The 17,192-nt window shown below is 76.9% G+C and carries 13 protein-coding genes; 8 read left to right on the top strand and 5 right to left on the bottom strand.

Features of this window, described 5'->3' with window-relative positions; all coding sequences use genetic code 11:
* Nucleotides 1–13: 13 nt before the first annotated feature.
* On the bottom strand, nucleotides 14–1,588 hold the full coding sequence (locus ACFWEG_RS16590) for a hypothetical protein (protein ID WP_387215273.1): 1,575 nt from the start codon (nucleotides 1,586–1,588) through the stop codon (nucleotides 14–16).
* Between the two features lie 32 nt (nucleotides 1,589–1,620).
* Complete coding sequence (locus ACFWEG_RS16585; RefSeq protein WP_018534760.1) at nucleotides 1,621–1,815, bottom strand: hypothetical protein; 195 nt, start codon at nucleotides 1,813–1,815, stop codon at nucleotides 1,621–1,623.
* A gap of 262 nt (nucleotides 1,816–2,077) precedes the next feature.
* On the opposite strand from ACFWEG_RS16585, the gene ACFWEG_RS16580 reads away from it, so the two are divergent.
* From ACFWEG_RS16580 to ACFWEG_RS16560, 5 genes are all read left to right on the top strand, one after another.
* Nucleotides 2,078–2,470: an ankyrin repeat domain-containing protein gene (locus tag ACFWEG_RS16580; protein WP_387215270.1), complete on the top strand. Its 393-nt coding sequence runs from the start codon at nucleotides 2,078–2,080 to the stop codon at nucleotides 2,468–2,470.
* 286 nt (nucleotides 2,471–2,756) lie between these two features.
* Nucleotides 2,757–4,202 carry a HEAT repeat domain-containing protein gene (locus ACFWEG_RS16575; protein ID WP_387215267.1) on the top strand — a complete coding sequence of 482 codons (1,446 nt, stop codon included), beginning with the start codon at nucleotides 2,757–2,759 and terminating at the stop codon, nucleotides 4,200–4,202.
* 143 nt (nucleotides 4,203–4,345) lie between these two features.
* Complete coding sequence (locus ACFWEG_RS16570; protein ID WP_387215264.1) at nucleotides 4,346–5,467, top strand: glycosyltransferase family 4 protein; 1,122 nt, start codon at nucleotides 4,346–4,348, stop codon at nucleotides 5,465–5,467.
* Complete coding sequence (locus ACFWEG_RS16565) at nucleotides 5,464–6,588, top strand: glycosyltransferase (RefSeq protein ID WP_387215262.1); 1,125 nt, start codon at nucleotides 5,464–5,466, stop codon at nucleotides 6,586–6,588. Before ACFWEG_RS16570 ends, ACFWEG_RS16565 begins: the two co-directional genes overlap by 4 nt.
* Before the next feature lie 5 nt (nucleotides 6,589–6,593).
* Nucleotides 6,594–7,460 (top strand): SGNH/GDSL hydrolase family protein, encoded by an 867-nt coding sequence (locus tag ACFWEG_RS16560; RefSeq protein ID WP_387215279.1) that lies wholly within the window; start codon nucleotides 6,594–6,596, stop codon nucleotides 7,458–7,460.
* Here the strand turns inward: ACFWEG_RS16560 and ACFWEG_RS16555 are convergent.
* The 3 genes from ACFWEG_RS16555 to ACFWEG_RS16545 are packed head-to-tail and all read right to left on the bottom strand — an operon-like array spanning nucleotide 7,409 to nucleotide 9,794.
* Nucleotides 7,409–8,269 (bottom strand): biotin-dependent carboxyltransferase family protein, encoded by an 861-nt coding sequence (locus tag ACFWEG_RS16555; protein WP_387215259.1) that lies wholly within the window; start codon nucleotides 8,267–8,269, stop codon nucleotides 7,409–7,411. The two genes, ACFWEG_RS16560 and ACFWEG_RS16555, sit on opposite strands and share 52 nt — an antisense overlap.
* Nucleotides 8,266–8,922, bottom strand: a complete 657-nt coding sequence (locus ACFWEG_RS16550; RefSeq protein WP_387215276.1) for an allophanate hydrolase subunit 1 — start codon at nucleotides 8,920–8,922, stop codon at nucleotides 8,266–8,268. The genes ACFWEG_RS16555 and ACFWEG_RS16550 overlap by 4 nt, the downstream gene beginning before the upstream one ends.
* A gap of 41 nt (nucleotides 8,923–8,963) precedes the next feature.
* Nucleotides 8,964–9,794, bottom strand: coding sequence for a LamB/YcsF family protein (locus ACFWEG_RS16545; protein WP_387215256.1), 831 nt, complete (start codon nucleotides 9,792–9,794; stop codon nucleotides 8,964–8,966).
* A 192-nt stretch (nucleotides 9,795–9,986) separates the two neighbouring features.
* Here ACFWEG_RS16545 and ACFWEG_RS16540 point away from each other — a divergent pair, with 192 nt between their 5' ends.
* Genes ACFWEG_RS16540 through ACFWEG_RS16530 form a run of 3 tightly spaced genes read left to right on the top strand, consistent with a single transcriptional unit; the run spans nucleotide 9,987 to nucleotide 17,177 of the window.
* A complete protein-coding gene (locus ACFWEG_RS16540) occupies nucleotides 9,987–11,510 on the top strand; it encodes a hypothetical protein (protein ID WP_387215253.1) in 1,524 nt (507 codons plus the stop codon).
* Nucleotides 11,511–11,547: 37 nt separating this feature from the next.
* A complete protein-coding gene (locus tag ACFWEG_RS16535) occupies nucleotides 11,548–12,411 on the top strand; it encodes a hypothetical protein (protein ID WP_387215250.1) in 864 nt (287 codons plus the stop codon).
* A gap of 59 nt (nucleotides 12,412–12,470) precedes the next feature.
* Nucleotides 12,471–17,177, top strand: coding sequence for a hypothetical protein (locus tag ACFWEG_RS16530; protein WP_387215247.1), 4,707 nt, complete (start codon nucleotides 12,471–12,473; stop codon nucleotides 17,175–17,177).
* Nucleotides 17,178–17,192: the final 15 nt, after the last annotated feature.

Below are 17,192 nucleotides of genomic sequence, written 5' to 3'. Positions count from 1 at the left end.
CCCTTCGTCGGGTTCAGGCCTCGACGGCCGCGGCCACCGGCTGTTCGTCGAGCGGCTCGGAGCGCTCCTCCGGTGCGGTCCGCTCCGTCGCCTCCGGCAGCAGGTCGAGCACCGCCCGCCGGTGCGCCTCGCTCGTGGCGTCGTCGTACGGGTCGGGCGTGGCGGGCACCTGGAGGCGCAGCACCGGGCCCGACCCCAGCCGGGCGTAGCCGCGGCCCGGGGGCACCTGGCCGGTGGGGGTGGTGTGCGGCGGAACGCCGAGGACGGCCTCGGCCTCCCGCGCGGAGGCCGCGCCGAGCACGACCCGGACCCGGGTGTGCGAGCGGACCGCCTCGCTCAGCCCGTCCAGGCAGTCGAACTGCTCGGCGACCACGACGGTGACGTTCGCCGCCCGGCCGTGCCGCAGCGGCACCTGGAGCAGCGCCTGCGGGTCGCGGCCGTCCGCCCCGGCCAGGTCGGCCAGCACGCCCGGCCGGTCGAGGAGCACCCACAGGGGGCGGCGGGTGTCCTCGGGCGGGGTGTGGCCCGCCTGCCGGGCGCGGTTCTGGGCGATCAGCCGGCGCTCGGTCTCGTGGGCGGCCCACTCCAGGGTGGCGAGCGCCCCGGAGAGCCCGCACTCGACGGCGAGGACGCCCCGGCGGCCGGTCAGGCAGGCGTACTCGCCGGTGCCGCCGCCGTCGACCACCACCACGTCACCGTGCTGGAGCGCCTGGATCGCGACGGAGCGCAGCAGGGTGGTGGCGCCGCCGCCGGGGTGGCCGACGGCCAGCAGGTGCGGCTCGGTGGAGCGGGGGCCGGTGCGCCAGACCACCGGGGGAGCGTCCCGCCCCTCTCCGCCGTCGGCGACCGGGACGGTCCGCGGAGAGGCGTCGGCGTCGGTGAATCCGAGCACGGTCTCGCCCGGGGTGGTCACGAAGCGCTGGGCGGCGATGTCGGTGGGCAGGGCGGGGAGCACCGTGACCGCGAGTTGGTTGGACTCCTCGTCCCAGTCGAAGCGGTACTCGCGGCCGCGCCCCGCCTTGGCGTGCAGCAGCTGCTCGACGCGGGCCCGCTCGGCGGGATCGCCGTCGGCGAAGTAGGCGGGGTAGCGCAGCGTGAGCGCGCCGACGCGGCCGTCGTCGTCGAAGGAGTGCGCGACGAAGGCCCGGTCCCGGTCGCCGCCGTGGGCGTAGAGGGGATCGGGGTCCTCCGCGACGGAGAAGTACGGCACCAGCGCCTCGTACAGCGCCTGGAGCCGCTCGCCCTGCGCCGGGTCCGGGCCGGTGTCGGCCGGGGTGCGGGGCTGCCGGCCCGCCCAGGCCGCCGCGCCCATCAGGGCGATCATGGCGAGCAGCGGGCCGTAGGGGATGAGGGCGACGACCAGGACGCAGGCCGCCGCCACGAAGAGGGTCGGGCCGCGGCGCTCCTTGGGGGTCGCGGCCCACCGGGCGCGCGCGAGGGCTGCGAGCTTGCGCAGCCCCCGGCTGAGGGAGATGAGCGGATGGAAGACATCCGTGGCGCTGTCGGCGGCCGAACGCGCCAGCTCACGGCTCCTGGCGATCGAAGCGGTGCCGCGGTCAAGGATGCGGGTCAGTGGTCGCCGGGCCACGGCTGTCTCCTGGGAGGGTGGGGGGGGACGGGTCAGAACTTGATGCCGCCGAGCAGGCTGGCGAGGCTCGCGCCTCCCGCCTTGATGCTGGGGGCGATCGCGGTGCCCGCGAGGTAGAAGCCGAAGAGCGCGCAGACCAGGGCGTGCGACGCCTTCAGCCCGTCCTTGCGGAAGAAGAGGAAGACGATGATGCCGAGCAGGACCACGCCCGAGATCGACAGAATCATGAGGTTCTCCTGGTTGAGGGGGACAGTCACCATGAGTGCTTCCAGGCTCACAGCATGTATCTATACGACAAAAGGTGCAATCGGGTGAATTTCTTGAATATTCACCGAGTTGGCAGAGCCGAGTCGATCTCTGGAGATGCGCCGGACCGTCCGCGGTGATCTTTGCCACCCGAGGCCCCCGCCATGTGGGGTGACGGGCAGTACGCTGTCGATTCACCCGTACGGCGGCGGCGCCGTGCCCGGCAGGAAGGCGGACGGCTCGATGAGCGAGACCCCGGACCCCGAGGTCGTCGAACTGGCCGGCAAGGTCTTCGACCTGGCCCGGCGGGGCGACGCCGAACAGCTGGCCGCCTACGTCGACGCGGGGGTGCCCGCGAACCTGACCAACGAGCAGGGCCACACCCTGGTGATGCTCGCCGCCTACCACGGCCACGCCGCCGCGGTGCGGGCACTCGTCGCCCGGGGCGCCGACCCCGACCGAGTCAACGACCGCGGTCAGTCGCCGCTCGCCGGCGCCGTCTTCAAGGGCGAGGACGAGGTGGTCGCCGCGCTGCTCGAGGGTGGCGCCGACCCCGCCGCCGGGGCGCCCTCGGCCGTCGAGACGGCCCGCATGTTCGGCAGGCCCGACCTGCTGGAACGCTTCGCAGCCCAGTAGCCGCACGGTTTCCGGGGGGTCTCCGTAAATGTGGTCGCGGCGGGGAAAAGCCGTGGGTCATCATGACGACGAGGTTCACCGTTTCGGGTCCGGGCACTCGAAGCCCGAAGCGGAACGTGTGAGTCCCACCCCCTGGGGCCCGGCATCCGGGCCACCGACCGAGAGGCAGAGGAAGATGGTTACCGCCAAGCACAGGACGACGGGCGCTCCACTGACGTGTTGTCGCGCGGCCAGGTAGACGAGCGGTCCCCCGGTTGCGTCGACAGCTTGATGTGAGGCTTCTTCCATGACTTCCCCGTCATTCCGGTCCTCCGTGCCCGAGAACGGCATAGCGCCGAGCGGCACGCTCCTCGGACTGCTGCAGCGGGGCCGCGGCGACGGCACCCTGCACGCGCTCACCGCGCCCCGCGCGGACGCGCTCGCCGCGCTCGACCACTGCGTCCTGCGCGACCCCCGCCACGACTGGCAGGTGGAGAACCGCTCGCTCTACTACGCGCGGCTCTACCTCGACCTCGACGGCGGGCTCCAGGACATCGAACAGCACCTCTTCCACCCCGACGACGTCCTCGACGACCGCGAGGAACGCACCGGCCTCGCCCTGTCCGTCCTCGGCCACCTGGCCTCCTACGGACGCGGCGACGCCCTGTCCCTGCTGCGCCGCTACGCGTCCCAGGGCGCCGGGTGGGCCTGGGCCCTGGACGAGCTCGCCCTGCGCGACTCCGACGCCGGCCTGCGCCGGCTCGCCCCCGCGGTCCTGGCCCGCTTCCCGCACACCCCGGAGGGCGAGGCCGAACTGACCGCCGCCGTCCGGGACGCGTTCGAACCGCGGCCCTGGCGGCTGTGGGCCGAGGACCCCCGCGAGGCCGTCGGCGGCCGGGTGCGCGCCGCCCGCGAGCGCGGGTCGTTCGACCGCTGGCAGCGCCAGCTCAGCAGCACCGGACCCCGGCCCGGCTGGAGCGTCCGAGCGGTCTTCGAATGGGCCGAGGCGGGCCACGACCGCGGCACCCCGATGTACGTCCCGGCCGCCCGCTGCCTCGCCGCCGTCGCCGGCCCCGAGGACCGGCCGCAGATCCTCGCCGCCGCCCGCGACGGCTCCGAAGGGGCCCGCTGCACCGCGCTGCGCTACCTCGCCGAGTCCCAGGACCCGGCCGTCCTCGACCTCATCGAGGCCGCCGCGTCCGGGCCCTCGGGGGCTGTGGCCGACGCCGCCGTCGAGTCCTTCGAGCGGATGCGCAGCGTGTCCGCCGTGGGCCGGGCCCGCCGCTGGGCGAGCCGGCCCGACGCGCTCGGCGCGGCCGCCGCCAGGGTCCTCGCCTGCCGGGGCGGGACCGAGGACGCCCCGCTCGTCCTGGCCGCGCTCCGGGAGACCGTCCGCGGCGAGGGGCCCGACGCACCGACCCTGTGGACCCTGGTCGACGGCACCGGACGGCTCGGCATCGCCTGCGCCGCCCCCGTTCTGCGCCACGTCTACCGCGAGACCGCCTCCTCCCACCTGCGCGGCCGCGCCGCCCGGGCGCTGGCCGCCACCGACTCCGGCTTCCCCGCCGGGTTCGCCGTCGAGTGCCTCTGGGACTGCGAGGAGACCACCAGGGAGCTCGCCGCCCGCCACGCCGAGACCGGCGACGCGCGCGTCGTGGACCAACTCCGCAGGCTCGCCGCCGATCCCGCCGAGGAGGACGACGTCCAGAGCGCCGTCCGCAGCCGCATCGGCCCGGACGCCACCGCCGTCTGACCCGGCCCCCGGGGGGCGTGTGCTCCGGCGTGCGCCCCCCGGTACTCCGGCGACGGGAGCCGGACACGAACGCTCATACGAAATTGGGCGGCCGGACAGATCCACGTCGACCCCACCACCCCGGACCCGGCGAGAACACTCCCATGCGAGTCGCCATCGTGACCGAGTCCTTCCCCCCCGACGTCAACGGCGTGGCCCACTGCACCCTGCAGACCGCCCGCCACCTCGTCCGCCGCGGGCACGACGTCCTGGTCGTCGCCCCCGCCCCGGCCGACTCCGCCGAGCAGACCGCCGCGCCCTGCCCCGTGGTCAGGGTGCCCTCCCTGCCCCTGCCGGGGTATCCCCAGGTCAGGATCGCACTGCCCGGCCGCCGCTTCTCCACCGCGATCGAGGCCCACCGGCCCGAACTCGTGCACCTGGCAGGTCCGTTCGTGCTCGGCGCCCGGGGCATGGCGGCCGCGGCCCGTCTCGGTGTGCCGGCCGTCGCGGTCTACCAGACGGACCTGGCCGGATACGCCCGCACCTACCTCGGCACCGGCGGCTCCCTCGCCTGGCGCCGGCTGCGCGCCGTGCACACCGCCGCCGACCGCACCCTGGCCCCCTCCACCGCCGCCGTGCGCGACCTCGCGGACCACGGCGTGCCCCGCGTCCACCTGTGGCCGCGAGGCGTGGACACCGCCCGGTTCCGCCCCGGGCTGCGGGACGCGGCACTGCGCCGCGCCCTCGCGCCCGGCGGCGAGCTGATCGTCGGCTACGTCGGACGGCTCGCCCCCGAGAAGCGGGTCGAGCTCCTCGCCGGGGTCTGCCGACTCGACGGGGTGCGGGTCGTCGTCGTGGGAGCCGGACCCGCGGAGCAGTCCTTGCGGGCGGCGCTCCCCGGGGCGGTCTTCGCCGGCCAGCGCACCGGGGCCGAGCTCGCCCGCCTCTACGCCTCGCTCGACGTGTTCGCCCACACCGGTCCCCAGGAGACCTTCTGCCAGACCGTGCAGGAGGCGATGGCCTCCGGGCTCCCCGTGATCGCCCCTGCCGCCGGCGGTCCGCGCGATCTCGTCCGGCACGGTGGCACGGGATTCCTCGTCCCGCCGGGTGACGCCGTCGCCGTCCGCGACGCCGTGACCGGCCTGCTCGCCGACCCCGGGCGCCGCGCGGCCTTCGGGCGCGCGGGCCGGCGCCTGGTGGAGGGGCGCACCTGGGAGGCGGTGGGGGACCTGCTCCTCGACCACTACGCCGAGGTGCTCCACGCCCGGACGGCGGTGGCGGCATGAGGATCGTGCGCGTGGCCAACTTCGTCGCGCCGCGGTCGGGCGGACTGCGGACCGCGCTGCGCGAACTGGGCGCGGGCTACCGGGCGCACGGCCACGAACCGGTGCTCGTGGTGCCCGGCGCCCGGTTCGCGCGGTGGTCCGACGCCCAGGGCGAGGTGATCACCCTGCCGGGACCGGTCGTCCCGGGCAGCGGCGGCTACCGGGTCCTCGTCGACCGCCCCCGCCTCACCCGGCTCCTCGACGCCTTGGAGCCGGACCGGATCGAGGTGTCAGACCGCACCACGCTCCGCTGGACGGGGGTCTGGGCGCGCCGGGCCAGAGTGCCCTCGGTGATGGTCTCCCACGAGGCGGCGGGCGGGGTGCTGGGCAGCTGGGGCGTACCGCCCGGTCCCGCACGCCACGTCGCCGACCGGCTCAACCGGCGGACGTCGCTGGTGTACTCCAGGATCGTCTGCACCACCGAGTGGTCGGAGCGCGAGTTCGTCCGCTGCGGTGCCCGCAACGTGGTCCGCGCCCCGCTCGGCGTCGACCCGGAGGTCTTCCACCCCCGGTCCAGGGACTCCCGGGCGGTGCTGCGGGGCGCGGGCGTACGCCTGGTGCTCTGCTCCCGGCTCTCGGTGGAGAAGCGGCCCGGCATCGCCCTGGAAGCGCTCGCCGCCCTCCTGGCCCGCGGCACCCGCGCGGAACTGTTCGTGGTCGGCGAGGGCCCGCTGCGCCGCCGGCTCGCCGAACGCGCCGCCGGCCTGCCGGTCACCTTCCTCGGGCACGTCGCCGACCGCGAGCACCTGGCCCGGATCCTGGCGACGGCGGACGTCGGTCTCGCGCCGGGACCGGCCGAGACCTTCGGCCTCGCCGCCCTGGAGACCCTCGCCTGCGGGACCCCGGTGGTGGTCAGCGCGTCCTCGGCGTCGCCGGAGGTGGTCGGCGACGCCGGCGCCGTGGCCCCGGACACCGGGGAGGGCTTCGCCGAGGCCGTCCTCTCCCTCCTGGACCGGCCCGCCCCCGCGCGCCGCGGGGCGGCCCGCGCCCGCGCCGAACTCTTCGGCTGGCAGGCGTCCGTGGAGGCGTTCCTCGCCGCGCACGACCTGCCGGTGCCGCGGGAATCGAGGACCGCCGCATGAGCACCGTGCGCGCGCCGCGGTTCGCGGCCCTCGGTGACTCCCTCACCGCGGGCGTCGGCGACCCCGTGTCCGGCGGCCGCCCGCGGGGCTGGGCCGCTCTCCTCGCCGGCGGACTCGCCGCCGGGCCCGAGCCGGCGGAGTTCCTCAACCTCGCCGTCAGCGGTGCGGTGAGCGCCGACGTGGTCCGCGGCCAGCTCGCGGCGGCGCTCGCCTTCGACCCCGACCTCGCCTCCGTCGTCGTCGGGGTCAACGACACCCTCCGGTGCTCGTTCGACATCCACGCCTACGCCCGACGGCTCGACACCGTCCTGGCCGAGCTGACCGGCCGCGGCACCGTCGTCCTGACGGCCTGCCTGCCCGACCCCGGCGCCCTGATCGGCCTGCCCGCCCCGCTGGCCCGGCCGCTGGCCCGCCGGCAGCGGGCGGTCAACGCCGTCGTCCACGAGCTGTCGCGGCGCTACGACGCCGTGCACCTGCACGCGGCGTCGCCCCCGCCCGGCCCGGAGTTCCGCAGCGGGGACCGCCTGCACCCCTCCGAACGGGGCCACCGCCGGCTCGCCGCAGGGTTCCACGTCCTGCTGTCGGCCCGCGGGCTCGCCCCCGGGCCCCGCCCCCGGCTCGAACCCGACCGGCCCGCGCCCGCGCGGGCGGCGTCCCTGTGGCTGCTCGCGACCACCGGGACCGGGTGGGTGCTGCGCCGGTGCGGTGACCTGCTCCCGCAACTGCTGCTGCTCGCCGCCGCCGAGATCCGGCACGAGCGGCGCGGAGGCGGAACGGCGCTCGAACTGAGTGCCGCCCGCGCGGTGGTGGCGGCCCTCGGTCAACTGCCGCTCAGGGGCACGAACCGCAGCGGCGTGCCGGAGGCTGCCTGAGCGGCGGCCGGGAGCGCCTCCTCGGGGACCACGCCGATGACGGGGTAGCCGCCCGTCGTGGGGTGGTCGGCGAGGAACACCACGGGAAGGCCGTTCGGGGGGACCTGGATCGCGCCCAGGACCATGCCCTCGCTGGCCAGCTCGCCGCGCCCGGCCCGTTCGACGGGCGGCCCCTCGGTCCGCAGTCCGATGCGGTTGCTCGCGGGGGAGACCCGGTAGGCCGCGCGGGCCAGCCGCCGGGCGGCGTCCGGCGCGAACCAGTCGTCGCGGGGACCGGGGTGGAACGGCAGGACCAGTTCGGCCGGGGGCCCCGGCCACGGGACGACGTCCGCGAGGGCGGGCGGGCCGGGTGCGGGGCCCACGGGGAGCGCGTCGCCGGCGGCGAGCGGGGCGGGGCCCAGACCGGAGAGCAGATCCGTCGACCGGCTGCCGAGCACCGGGTCCACCGCGACACCGCCGGCCACGGCGAGGTAGGCCCGTACCCCGTGGGTCACCCGGCCGAGCTCCAGGAGGGCTCCCGCGGGCACCCGGAAGGGCGCGCCCCAGGGTGCCGGGCGGCCGTCCACGCCAACCGGGCAGAAGGCGCCCGTGACGGCCGCCGTGAGCGGTGCGGCGGCGCGCAGGGCGAGGCCGCCCAGCGTGGACTCCAGGCAGGCCGCCTCGGGCGGGTTGCCGACGAGCCGCGCGGCGAGCCGGTGCGCGGCCTCGTCGAGCGCGCCGGAGCGCGGCACGCCCAGGTGGGCGTGGCCGGGGCGGCCGAGGTCCTGAACGGTCGTCAGGGGTCCCGGTCGGACGACTTCCAGGCTCATGCCGGGCTCCCGGGGCCGTCGGTCGGTGTGTCGGCGTCGGCGCCGGCGTCGGTGAACCGCACCCGGGCGCCGGGCGCGAGCAGGGCCGCGGGATCGCGGGCCGGGTCCCACAGGACGGTCTGTGCGGTGCCGATCAGCTGCCAGCCGCCGGGGGAGGAGCGCGGGTAGACGCCCGCGTAGCCCCCGGCCAGACCGAGCGATCCGGTGGGGACGGCCGTGCGGGGCGTGTCCCGGCGCGGGACGTGCAGCGCGTCGGGCAGGCCCGTCAGGTAGCCGAAACCGGGGGCGAAGCCGCAGAAGGCGACCCGGAAGGGCAGGCCGGTGACGATGTCCGGCACATCCTCGGGCCGCACCCCCCACAGGCCGGCGACCTCCGCGAGGTCAGGACCGTCGAACCGTACGGGCACGGTGACGCGGCCCGCGTCGGTCTCCGTGAGCGGCGGCACGTCCCAGGAGGGCAGCTCGGCGGCGAGCCGGTCCGGGGCGTCGAGGCCGTCCAGGAGGATCGTGCCGGCGGCGGGGACGATCTCCCGCACGGCCGGCAGCAGGCCGGCCGCGCGGCGGCGCAGCAGCTCGGCGTGCAGGGCCTGGACCTCCGCCGCCGAGCCCAGCTCGACGAGCAGCGCGCGGCGGCCGACGGGGCGGACGCGCAGACCCCGCCCGGGGCCGTCTACCGACCCGTCCCGGCGGGCGCTCACGCGAAGGGCTCCAGCGTCACGTCCGCGGCCAGCAGCGCGTCGCGGACGCGGACGGCCAGTGCCGCCGCTCCGGGCGTGTCCCCGTGCAGGCACAGCGACCGGGCCGCCACGTCCACCCGGCCGCCGCCCGCCGCCGGCACCCCCTCCCCGGTGGCCAGCGCGACCGACCGCCCGACCACCGCGTCGGGGTCGTGGAGGACCGCGCCCGGCTCGCGCCGGGGGACCAGCCGGCCCTCGCGGGTGTAGGCGCGGTCGGCGAACGCCTCCCGTACGGCGGGCAGTCCGGCCTCGGAGGCGGCGGCGAGCAGCCGCGAGCCGGGCAGGCCCAGGACGGCGAGGCCCTGACCCCCGGGCGCTCCGGCGCCGGGGAGGGCGCCCGCCCGCAGCACTCCGGCGATCACGGCCCGCGCCTGCTCCTCGTCGGCCACCACCCGGTTGTAGAGCGCCCCGTGCGGCTTCACGTACGCGACCCGCGAGCCGGCCGCCCGGGCGAAGACGTCCAGGGCGCCGATCTGGTACGCCACCTCGTCGGCGAGCTCCTCGGGCGGCACGTCCATCGCCCGCCGGCCGAAACCGGCCAGGTCGCGGTAGGAGACCTGGGCGCCGATCCGCACCCCGCGGGCGGCCGCCGACTCGCAGACGCGGCGCATGGTCGACGGGTCGCCCGCGTGGAAGCCGCACGCCACGTTCGCGCTGGTCACCACCGACAGCAGCGCCTCGTCGTCGGTCAGCGTCCAGCGGCCGAAGCCCTCGCCGAGATCGGCGTTGAGGTCGAGGACGACGGCCGGTCGGCCGGTGCTGCTGCGGGGTCCATCGGGATCGTGCACCACGGCTCCTCGGCTACGGCGTCCTCCGGTAGGGCGACCGGTCGTCCGAGACTACGACGCGCAAGATCGTGAGCGCGACGGTCGCGGGTCGCGCGGACGGCGGGCGCACGCCCGGGCCCGGAACCCTTGCGGCGTCTGGGCGCATCCGCGCCGTTTGGGCCGTTGTCAGTGGGACCGCCTAATCTTCTCGTCGTGACTGCTCCAGCCCCGGCCAAGGCCTTCCCCTCCCCGGCGCCGGGCCCGGCCGCCGACGAGGGCCTGGCCCGCCGTCTGCGCGCCCTGGCCTGCACCGCACCGCTGCACGACCTCGACGCGCGCAAGGCGAACCTGGCCGGCGAGTACTCGGTCTACGCCATGGCGGAGATCGCCCTCGCCGCCATCGACCTCGTCACCCTCAACATGGACTTCGACACCGGGGCCGACCACGAGCAGATAGTGGCCAGGCTGCTGCCCCGCGTCGCCGCCCAGGCCCCCTCCCGCCCCGCCACCGAGCACGAACGGGTCGCCCGCTGGGTCCTGGAGAACCTGATCAACGTCGGCAGCGTCGACCGCGGCTTCCGCGCCGTCTACGGCACCTTCGCCCCCGACGGCGCCTACGTCCGCCGCGACTACGACTTCAAGCTGATCGAGGAGGTCCCCGGCTACGGCGGCGGGGTCTACCTGCGCACCACCGACGAGGCCGTCAACGTCCTGGTCGGCGCCCTGGACACCGACGTGACCAGCGCGCAGATCGCCGCCGAGGTCAAGCTGGAGGTGCTGATCAGCCGGGGCCGGCTCGCCGACGCCCAGCTCGCCGCCGAGCAGGCCCGCTACCGCACCGTGCAGTTCGCCGAGACCCTGCGCCGCACCCTCGACGCCACCCGGCGCAACGTCCGCGCGGTCGACTGGCTGGAAACCGTCCCCGACATGATCGCCGAGGCGCTCGACCACGTCGCCGACCGCTACCGCCACGAGAACGCGATCCTCACCAACATCCGCAAGGCCCGCGACGAGGCCGAGACCGGTTCCGACCCGCGGACCGCCGAGCACAAGCGCCGCGCCGCCGAACTCGTCGACATCGTCAAGGACTGCATCCGCCGCCACACCCAGCTGCAGTCCCGCCTCCTGGAGGCCGGGCCGCTGTTCCGCGCCGAGCAGGACCGCCAGGCCTTCGCCCCGCACCGCCCGGGCGCCGGGCTCGACCTCCACGGGCAGCTGCTCGCCCCCGTCCTGCCGCTGCCCCTGGAGTCCGCGGTCAAGGTGACCGACGCCTTCTTCGCCCGCGGCGCGGGACTGCGCACCACCCCCGCCGTCCGGCTCGGCGACCTCGTCGACATCCTCCTCACCCCGCCCGTCGAACGCGAGCACCTCGGGGCGGAGATGCCGGAACCGGACCTCATCGCCACCCCCGACGACAGCCGGTTCAGCGAGGAGCAGCTCGCCGCCGCCCGCGAGCTGCTCGACCTGCCGCCCGACGCCCCGCGCAGGCTCTCCGGGCTGCTCGCCGAGGCCCGCCGCCGCGACCCCGAACTGCCCTACCTGCTCGCGCTCCTCGCCGTCCACGCCGCGAGCCCCGCCGTCGGCACCGCCTACCGGCAGGGCGAGGGACGCCTGCTGTTCGCCGTGGACGACGGCACCGAGCTCGACGACGAGGAGTTCGGCGGCGCCGACCTGATCGTCGGCACCGCGCTGCTCGACGCCGCCGGCATGGCGGCCGACCGGACGGAGGCGGCGTGAGCACCCCTTTCGACCCCGCACCCCTCTGGGAGACGCAGTGACCGACGACCTCACCGAGGGCCTGCCGGAGCGGGCCGCGCCCGTCACCCCCGCCGACGCGGCCGACGCCGCCCGGCTGGTGTCGTTCGGGCTCCAGCCCAAACTGCTGCCCGCCCGGGACGCCGAGTACGGCGAACTGCTGCGCCGCTACCGCGAGGACCCCGCCTTCGCCCGGCTCGCCGACGCCGTCGCCACCGGGCTCGGCCTCGTCGTCCTGGAGGTCTCCCCGCGCGCCGGGATGGCCGTGACCGCCGCCGAGGACTCCGTCTTCGCCGTCCGGATGGGCGACTACGCCCGCCGCACGGCCACCGACTCCGCCGACCGCTTCCTGCACGGCCTCGCCCACCTGGCCGTCGCCGCCATGGCCTTCCCCCGCCCGGCCGACCTCGCCGACGACGGCTACATCGGCCGGCTGACCGTCAACGGCGTCGACGCATTCGTCCGCCAGGCCTGCCGGAGGATCGAGGAGCGCGCCGAGGAGCAGGGCGACAACACCGACCCGGCCAGCGACGCGCCCGGCCTGGAGGCCGCCTGGCGGGTCTACGCCCGGCGCACCTCCACCGGGGCCACCAAGGACGCCCGCCGGCTCGCCGGTTCGACCACCGGCATCGTCGCCAAGGCCGTCGCCTTCCTCACCGACTCCGGCTTCCTCCAGCGCACCGGCGACGACGCCGGCGGCTCCTACCGCACCACCGCCCGCTACCAGCTGCAGGTCCGCGACATGGCGGGCAGCGCCGCCATGGCCGAGCTCCTCGAACTCGGCGTCGTCCCCGTGTCCGACGGCAGCGCCACGCTGCTGCCGCCCGACGACGGGGACGACCTCGACCTCGTCGCCGACGCCGGACTGCCCTTCCACGCCTGACGGCCCGCCGCCGCCCCCGAGCCCCCGCCCTCCCAAGAGACCGACGAGAGTCCGCCGCCATGTACGAGTTGTCCCGGGTCCGCCTCTACTCCATCGGCCCCGCCGGCGCGCGCTACGCCGACACCGTCCTGGACCTGCGAGGCGTCGGCGAGCCGGTGCCCGACCCCGCCCCCACCCAGGCGGAGTTCTTCGCGGACGAGCCCACCGGACCGCCGCGCAGGCCCGCCCCGGCCGGGGTGCTGTTCCTGGAGAACGGCGGCGGCAAGTCCGTCCTGCTCAAGCTGATCTTCTCGGTCATGCTGCCGGGCCACCGCAACACGCTCGGCGGCGCCAGCTCCGGGGTGCTGCGCAAGTTCCTCCTCGCCGACGACTGCGGACACGTGGCGCTGGAGTGGCAGCACACCAGGACCGGTGAGAGCGTCGTCGTCGGCAAGGTCAGCGAGTGGCGGGGCCGGCAGGTGTCCAACGACCCGCGCAAGTTCGCCGAGGCCTGGTACTCCTTCCGGCCGGGACCCGGACTCAGCCTGGACAGCCTGCCCGTCGCCGAGTCCACCGCCGTGCGCCGCCCCGACGAGGGCGTCTCCGGGGCCCGCGGCCGACGGCGCACCATGAAGGGCTTCCGGGACGCGGTCACGGAGGCGGGCAAGGCCTACCCGCACCTGGAGATCCACTGGGAGGAGATCCACGACCGCTGGAACGAGCACCTCGGCGAGCTCGGCCTCGACCCCGAACTCTTCCGCTACCAGCGCGAGATGAACGCCGACGAGGGCGAGGCGGCCGGCCTCTTCGCGGTCAAGAAGGACTCCGACTTCACCGACCTGCTGCTCCGCGCGGTCACCGACACCCGCGACACCGACGGCCTCGCCGACCTCGTCAGCGGCTTCGGCAACAAGCTCGGCCGCCGCGCCGAACTCATCGCCGAGCGGGACTTCACCGCCGGCTCCGTCGACCTGCTCGGCCGCATCGTCGAGGCCGCGGAGACCCGCGCCAGGGCCCGCGACATCCACGCCGGCGCCGAGCGCCGCACCCGCACCCTGGCCCGCCGGCTCACCGCACGCGTCACGCAGGAGCGGGCCCGCGCCGCCGAGCTGCGCGAGCGCACGGGGTCCGCCGAGCAGACCGTCGCCGAGGCCGACCGGGCGCGCCGCCACAGCGCGCGCGTCGCCGCCGAACTCGCCTACCGGCACGCCTCGCTGGCCCTCACGGCCGCCGAGAAGGCCGCCGCCGCGCAGAAGCGCGAACTCGCCGACGCCCGCACCCTCCACTCCGCCTGGCAGGCCGCCGAGTCCGTGCTGCGCCACCGCGCGGCCGCCGACCGCGCCACCCGCGTCGCCGCCGCCATCCGCGAGGCCGAACGGGACGCCGCCCCCGCGCTCGCCGCCCGGGCCACCGCCGCCACCGACCTGGTCCGCGCCCTGCACGCGGCCGCCGCCCGGGGCGAGCTGCACGCCGACGAGATCGAGGCGCGCTCCGCGACCCTCCAGGAGACCGGCGAGGCCGCCCACCGCGACGCCACCACCGCCGCCACCGAGGCCCAGCGGGCCCGCAGCGAGATCGGCCACCTGCGCCAGCGGCTCGCCGAGGTCGAGCAGGAGACCACCGAGGCCGTCCGCGCCGGCTGGCTCGACGACACCGCACCCGACGCCGACCCCGCCCGGGCCGCGCTCGCCGCCAGCGACGCCGAGCAGGCCGCCGTCGCCGTCTGGGACGCCGCCCGCGAGAGCGCCAGGGCCACCGCGGACCGGGCCAGGGAGGCGGCAGCCGCCGAGTCCCGCGCCGAACTGGTCGCCGCGCGGGCCGCCGACGCCGCCCGTGCGGCGGAGCAGGCCGGCGTCGCCGAGCACCGGGCCGCGGCCTCGCTCGCCGAGGAGGAGCGGCTCGCCGAGCTCCTCGGGCTGCCCGGCGCGGCCGGCCCGGCCGCCGGCGCCGCGGTGCCCGGACCCCGCGGCGCGGACGGCACGCCCCCCGAGAAGCCGGCGCGCCCCGCGAGCGACGACGGCGAACGCGGCCGCCCGCTGACCGCCGAGGACCTCGACCGGTACGCCGACGAACTGCGCGAACTCCTCGACGCCGGCGTCACCGCCGCCGAACGCCAGCTGTTCGACCTGCGCACCGCCGCCGCCGACGACTCCCGCATCCTCGGCGCGCTCGGCGACGGCGGACTGCTGCCGCCGGGCCCCGACGTCCTCGCCACCGTCGAGCACCTCGGCGAGCACGGCATCCCCGCCCTGCCCGGCTGGCGCTACCTCGCCCAGGCCGTCGACCCCGCCGACCACGCCCGGGTGCTGGCCGCCCGCCCCGAACTCGTCGACGGCGTGGTCGTCACCGACCCCGCCTCGCACGCCAGGGCCCGCGAGGTGCTCGCCCAGGCCGCCCTGCTGCCCCGCTCCGCCGTCGCCGTCGGCACCGCCGCCGCCCTCCTCGCGCCCGCCCCGGCCAGCGAGGCGGCCGGCGGCGACACCGGCGTGTTCCTGGTCCCGCCGAACCCCGCCATGCACGACGAGCACGCCGCCGACGAGGAGCGCCAGGCGCTGCGCGCCCGCGCCGCCGCCCGCGACGAGGAGATCCGCGCCCTCGCCGCCCGGCTCGCCGGCGACCGAGGCCTCGCCGCCCGCCTCGCGGCCTGGCGCGCCGACTGCCCGGCGGGCATGCTCGCCGAGCTGACCGCCACCGCCGACCGCTGCCGCGAGACCGCCCGCGCCGCCGAGGAGGAGCTCGCCGAGGCCCGCACGGTCCGGGCGGAGGCCGACGAGGCCGCCGCCGACGCCGCCCGGGTCCGCGACGAGCGGCAGGAGGCGGCCCAGCGGGCCCGCCGCACCGCCGACGCCCTCGCCGGACTCGCCCACCGGCTGCGCGAGCGCAACGGCTGGGAGGCGAAACTGCGCGAACTCGCCGACGAGGCCGCCGAGTCCGAGGCCCGCGCCCAGACCTGCCTGGACCGCGCCAGGTCCGCCGACGAGGACCGGCGCGCCGCCCAGCGCGCCGCCGACGACGCCCGGCGCACCGCCAGGGCCCTGCGCGCCGAACGCTCCGAGATCGCCGGCGTCCCCGACGACCTGCCTCAGACTCCCGACGACAGGGAACCCGCCACCCCCGAGGCCTCCCTGCCCGCCCTGCGCGAGGCCTACCGGGCCGCGTCCACGCTGTACGAGAAGGTCGGCGTCGGCGCGGACCTCCGCGCCGAGCAGGCCCGCGCGGAGAGCGACGAGAGCTCCTGGCTCGCGGAGCTCGGCCGGCTCAGCAACAAGGTCCGCACCCGCGCCGCCCAGCTCCTCCAGTCGCCCGACGGCGCCGACGGACCCTCCCGGCAGTCCGCCGCCGCCCGCGCCGAGGAGCTCGTCCAGCTCCTGGAGAGCCGCACCTCGACGGCCAGCGAGCACCTCGGCCGGCTGCGCGGCGAGGCCGAACGCCTCGCCCCCGCCGACGGCGACGCCCACACCGAGCTGCCCGCCGAGCTGACCCCCGCCGATGCCGACGCCGCCCAGGCGCTGCTGCGCACCGCCACCGCCGAACTCGCCGAACGCACCGCGGAGGTGGAGCAGGCGCGGGCGGCCCACGAGGACGTCCTGCGCGCCCACCGCACGTCCGAGGACTCCGCCGGGGGCTTCGAGGAGACCGCCGCCCTCCTCAAGGACCTGCTGCGCGACCACGACCAGGCCGCCGACGCCGAGGACGCCGCCGAGCCGTACCCCGGCTCGCTCGCCGAGGCCCGGCAGTCCGCCGCCGAGGCCCGGCGCTCGCTGCGCGGCTGCGCGGCCGACCTCTCCGCCGCCGAGGCCGCCGTCCGCGAGAGCGCCGACGTCCTCGTGCGGCACGCCAACTCCACCCGCTTCGAGCAGGTCCGCACCCCGGCCCGCCAGCAGATCCGCGAACTGCCCGCCGCCGCGCTGCCCGAGCACGCCGCCCGGTGGGCCGACGCGTTCGCACCCCGGCTGCGGGTCCTCACCGACGAACTCGCCCAGCTGGAACGCAACCGCGACTCCATCGTCGACCGGCTGCGCGGCCTGGTGGAGTCCGCGCTCGCCACCCTGCGCTCCGCGCAGCGGCTCTCCCGGCTCCCCGAGGGCCTGGGGGAGTGGTCGGGGCAGGAGTTCCTGCGCATCCGCTTCGAGGAGCCCGACCAGGCCGTGCTGACCGAGCGGCTCGGCGAGGTCGTCGACGAGGCGACCCGCACCGCGGTGCGCAAGAACGCGTCGGCCGCCTACGGGGAGGGCCGCCGGGACGGCATGTCGCTGCTGCTGCGCGGCGTCCAGGCGGCCCTGGAGCCGAAGGGCGTGGCCGTCGAGATCCTCAAGCCGGACGCGGTGCTGCGCGCCGAGCGGGTCTCCGTCGGGCAGATGGGCGACGTGTTCTCCGGCGGGCAGCTGCTCACCGCCGCGATCGCCCTCTACTGCACGATGGCCGCCCTGCGCAGCAACGACCGCGGACGGGACAAGCACCGGCACGCGGGCACGCTCTTCCTCGACAACCCGATCGGCCGGGCGAACGCGACCTACCTGCTTGAGCTCCAACGGGCCGTGTCCGACGCGCTCGGCGTGCAACTCCTCTACACCACCGGCCTGTTCGACACCACGGCGCTCGCGGAGTTCCCGCTGGTGATCCGGCTGCGCAACGACGCCGACCTACGGGCGGGCCTGAAGTACATCAGCGTCGAGGAGCACCTGCGGCCCGGCCTGCCCGAGCCGGACCCGGACGGCCAGAGCGTGCACGGCGAGATCACCGCGACCCGGATGTACAGGCGACCGGCGGCACCGGCCGCGAGCTGACGGCGGCGGCTCCAG

The sequence above is a fragment of the Streptomyces sp. NPDC060194 genome (assembly GCF_042728285.1).
Taxonomy (GTDB): domain Bacteria; phylum Actinomycetota; class Actinomycetes; order Streptomycetales; family Streptomycetaceae; genus Streptomyces.
Note: the sequence above shows the minus strand (reverse complement) of the source record. Positions and strands in the feature narration are given on the sequence as shown.

Coding starts and splice junctions, on each gene's coding strand:
- ACFWEG_RS16585 (WP_018534760.1), bottom strand. CDS start 1,815: ATGATTCTGTCGATCTCGGGCGTGGTCCTGCTCGGCATCATCGTCTTC.
- ACFWEG_RS16580 (WP_387215270.1), top strand. CDS start 2,078: ATGAGCGAGACCCCGGACCCCGAGGTCGTCGAACTGGCCGGCAAGGTC.
- ACFWEG_RS16575 (WP_387215267.1), top strand. CDS start 2,757: ATGACTTCCCCGTCATTCCGGTCCTCCGTGCCCGAGAACGGCATAGCG.
- ACFWEG_RS16570 (WP_387215264.1), top strand. CDS start 4,346: ATGCGAGTCGCCATCGTGACCGAGTCCTTCCCCCCCGACGTCAACGGC.
- ACFWEG_RS16565 (WP_387215262.1), top strand. CDS start 5,464: ATGAGGATCGTGCGCGTGGCCAACTTCGTCGCGCCGCGGTCGGGCGGA.
- ACFWEG_RS16555 (WP_387215259.1), bottom strand. CDS start 8,269: ATGAGCCTGGAAGTCGTCCGACCGGGACCCCTGACGACCGTTCAGGAC.
- ACFWEG_RS16530 (WP_387215247.1), top strand. CDS start 12,471: ATGTACGAGTTGTCCCGGGTCCGCCTCTACTCCATCGGCCCCGCCGGC.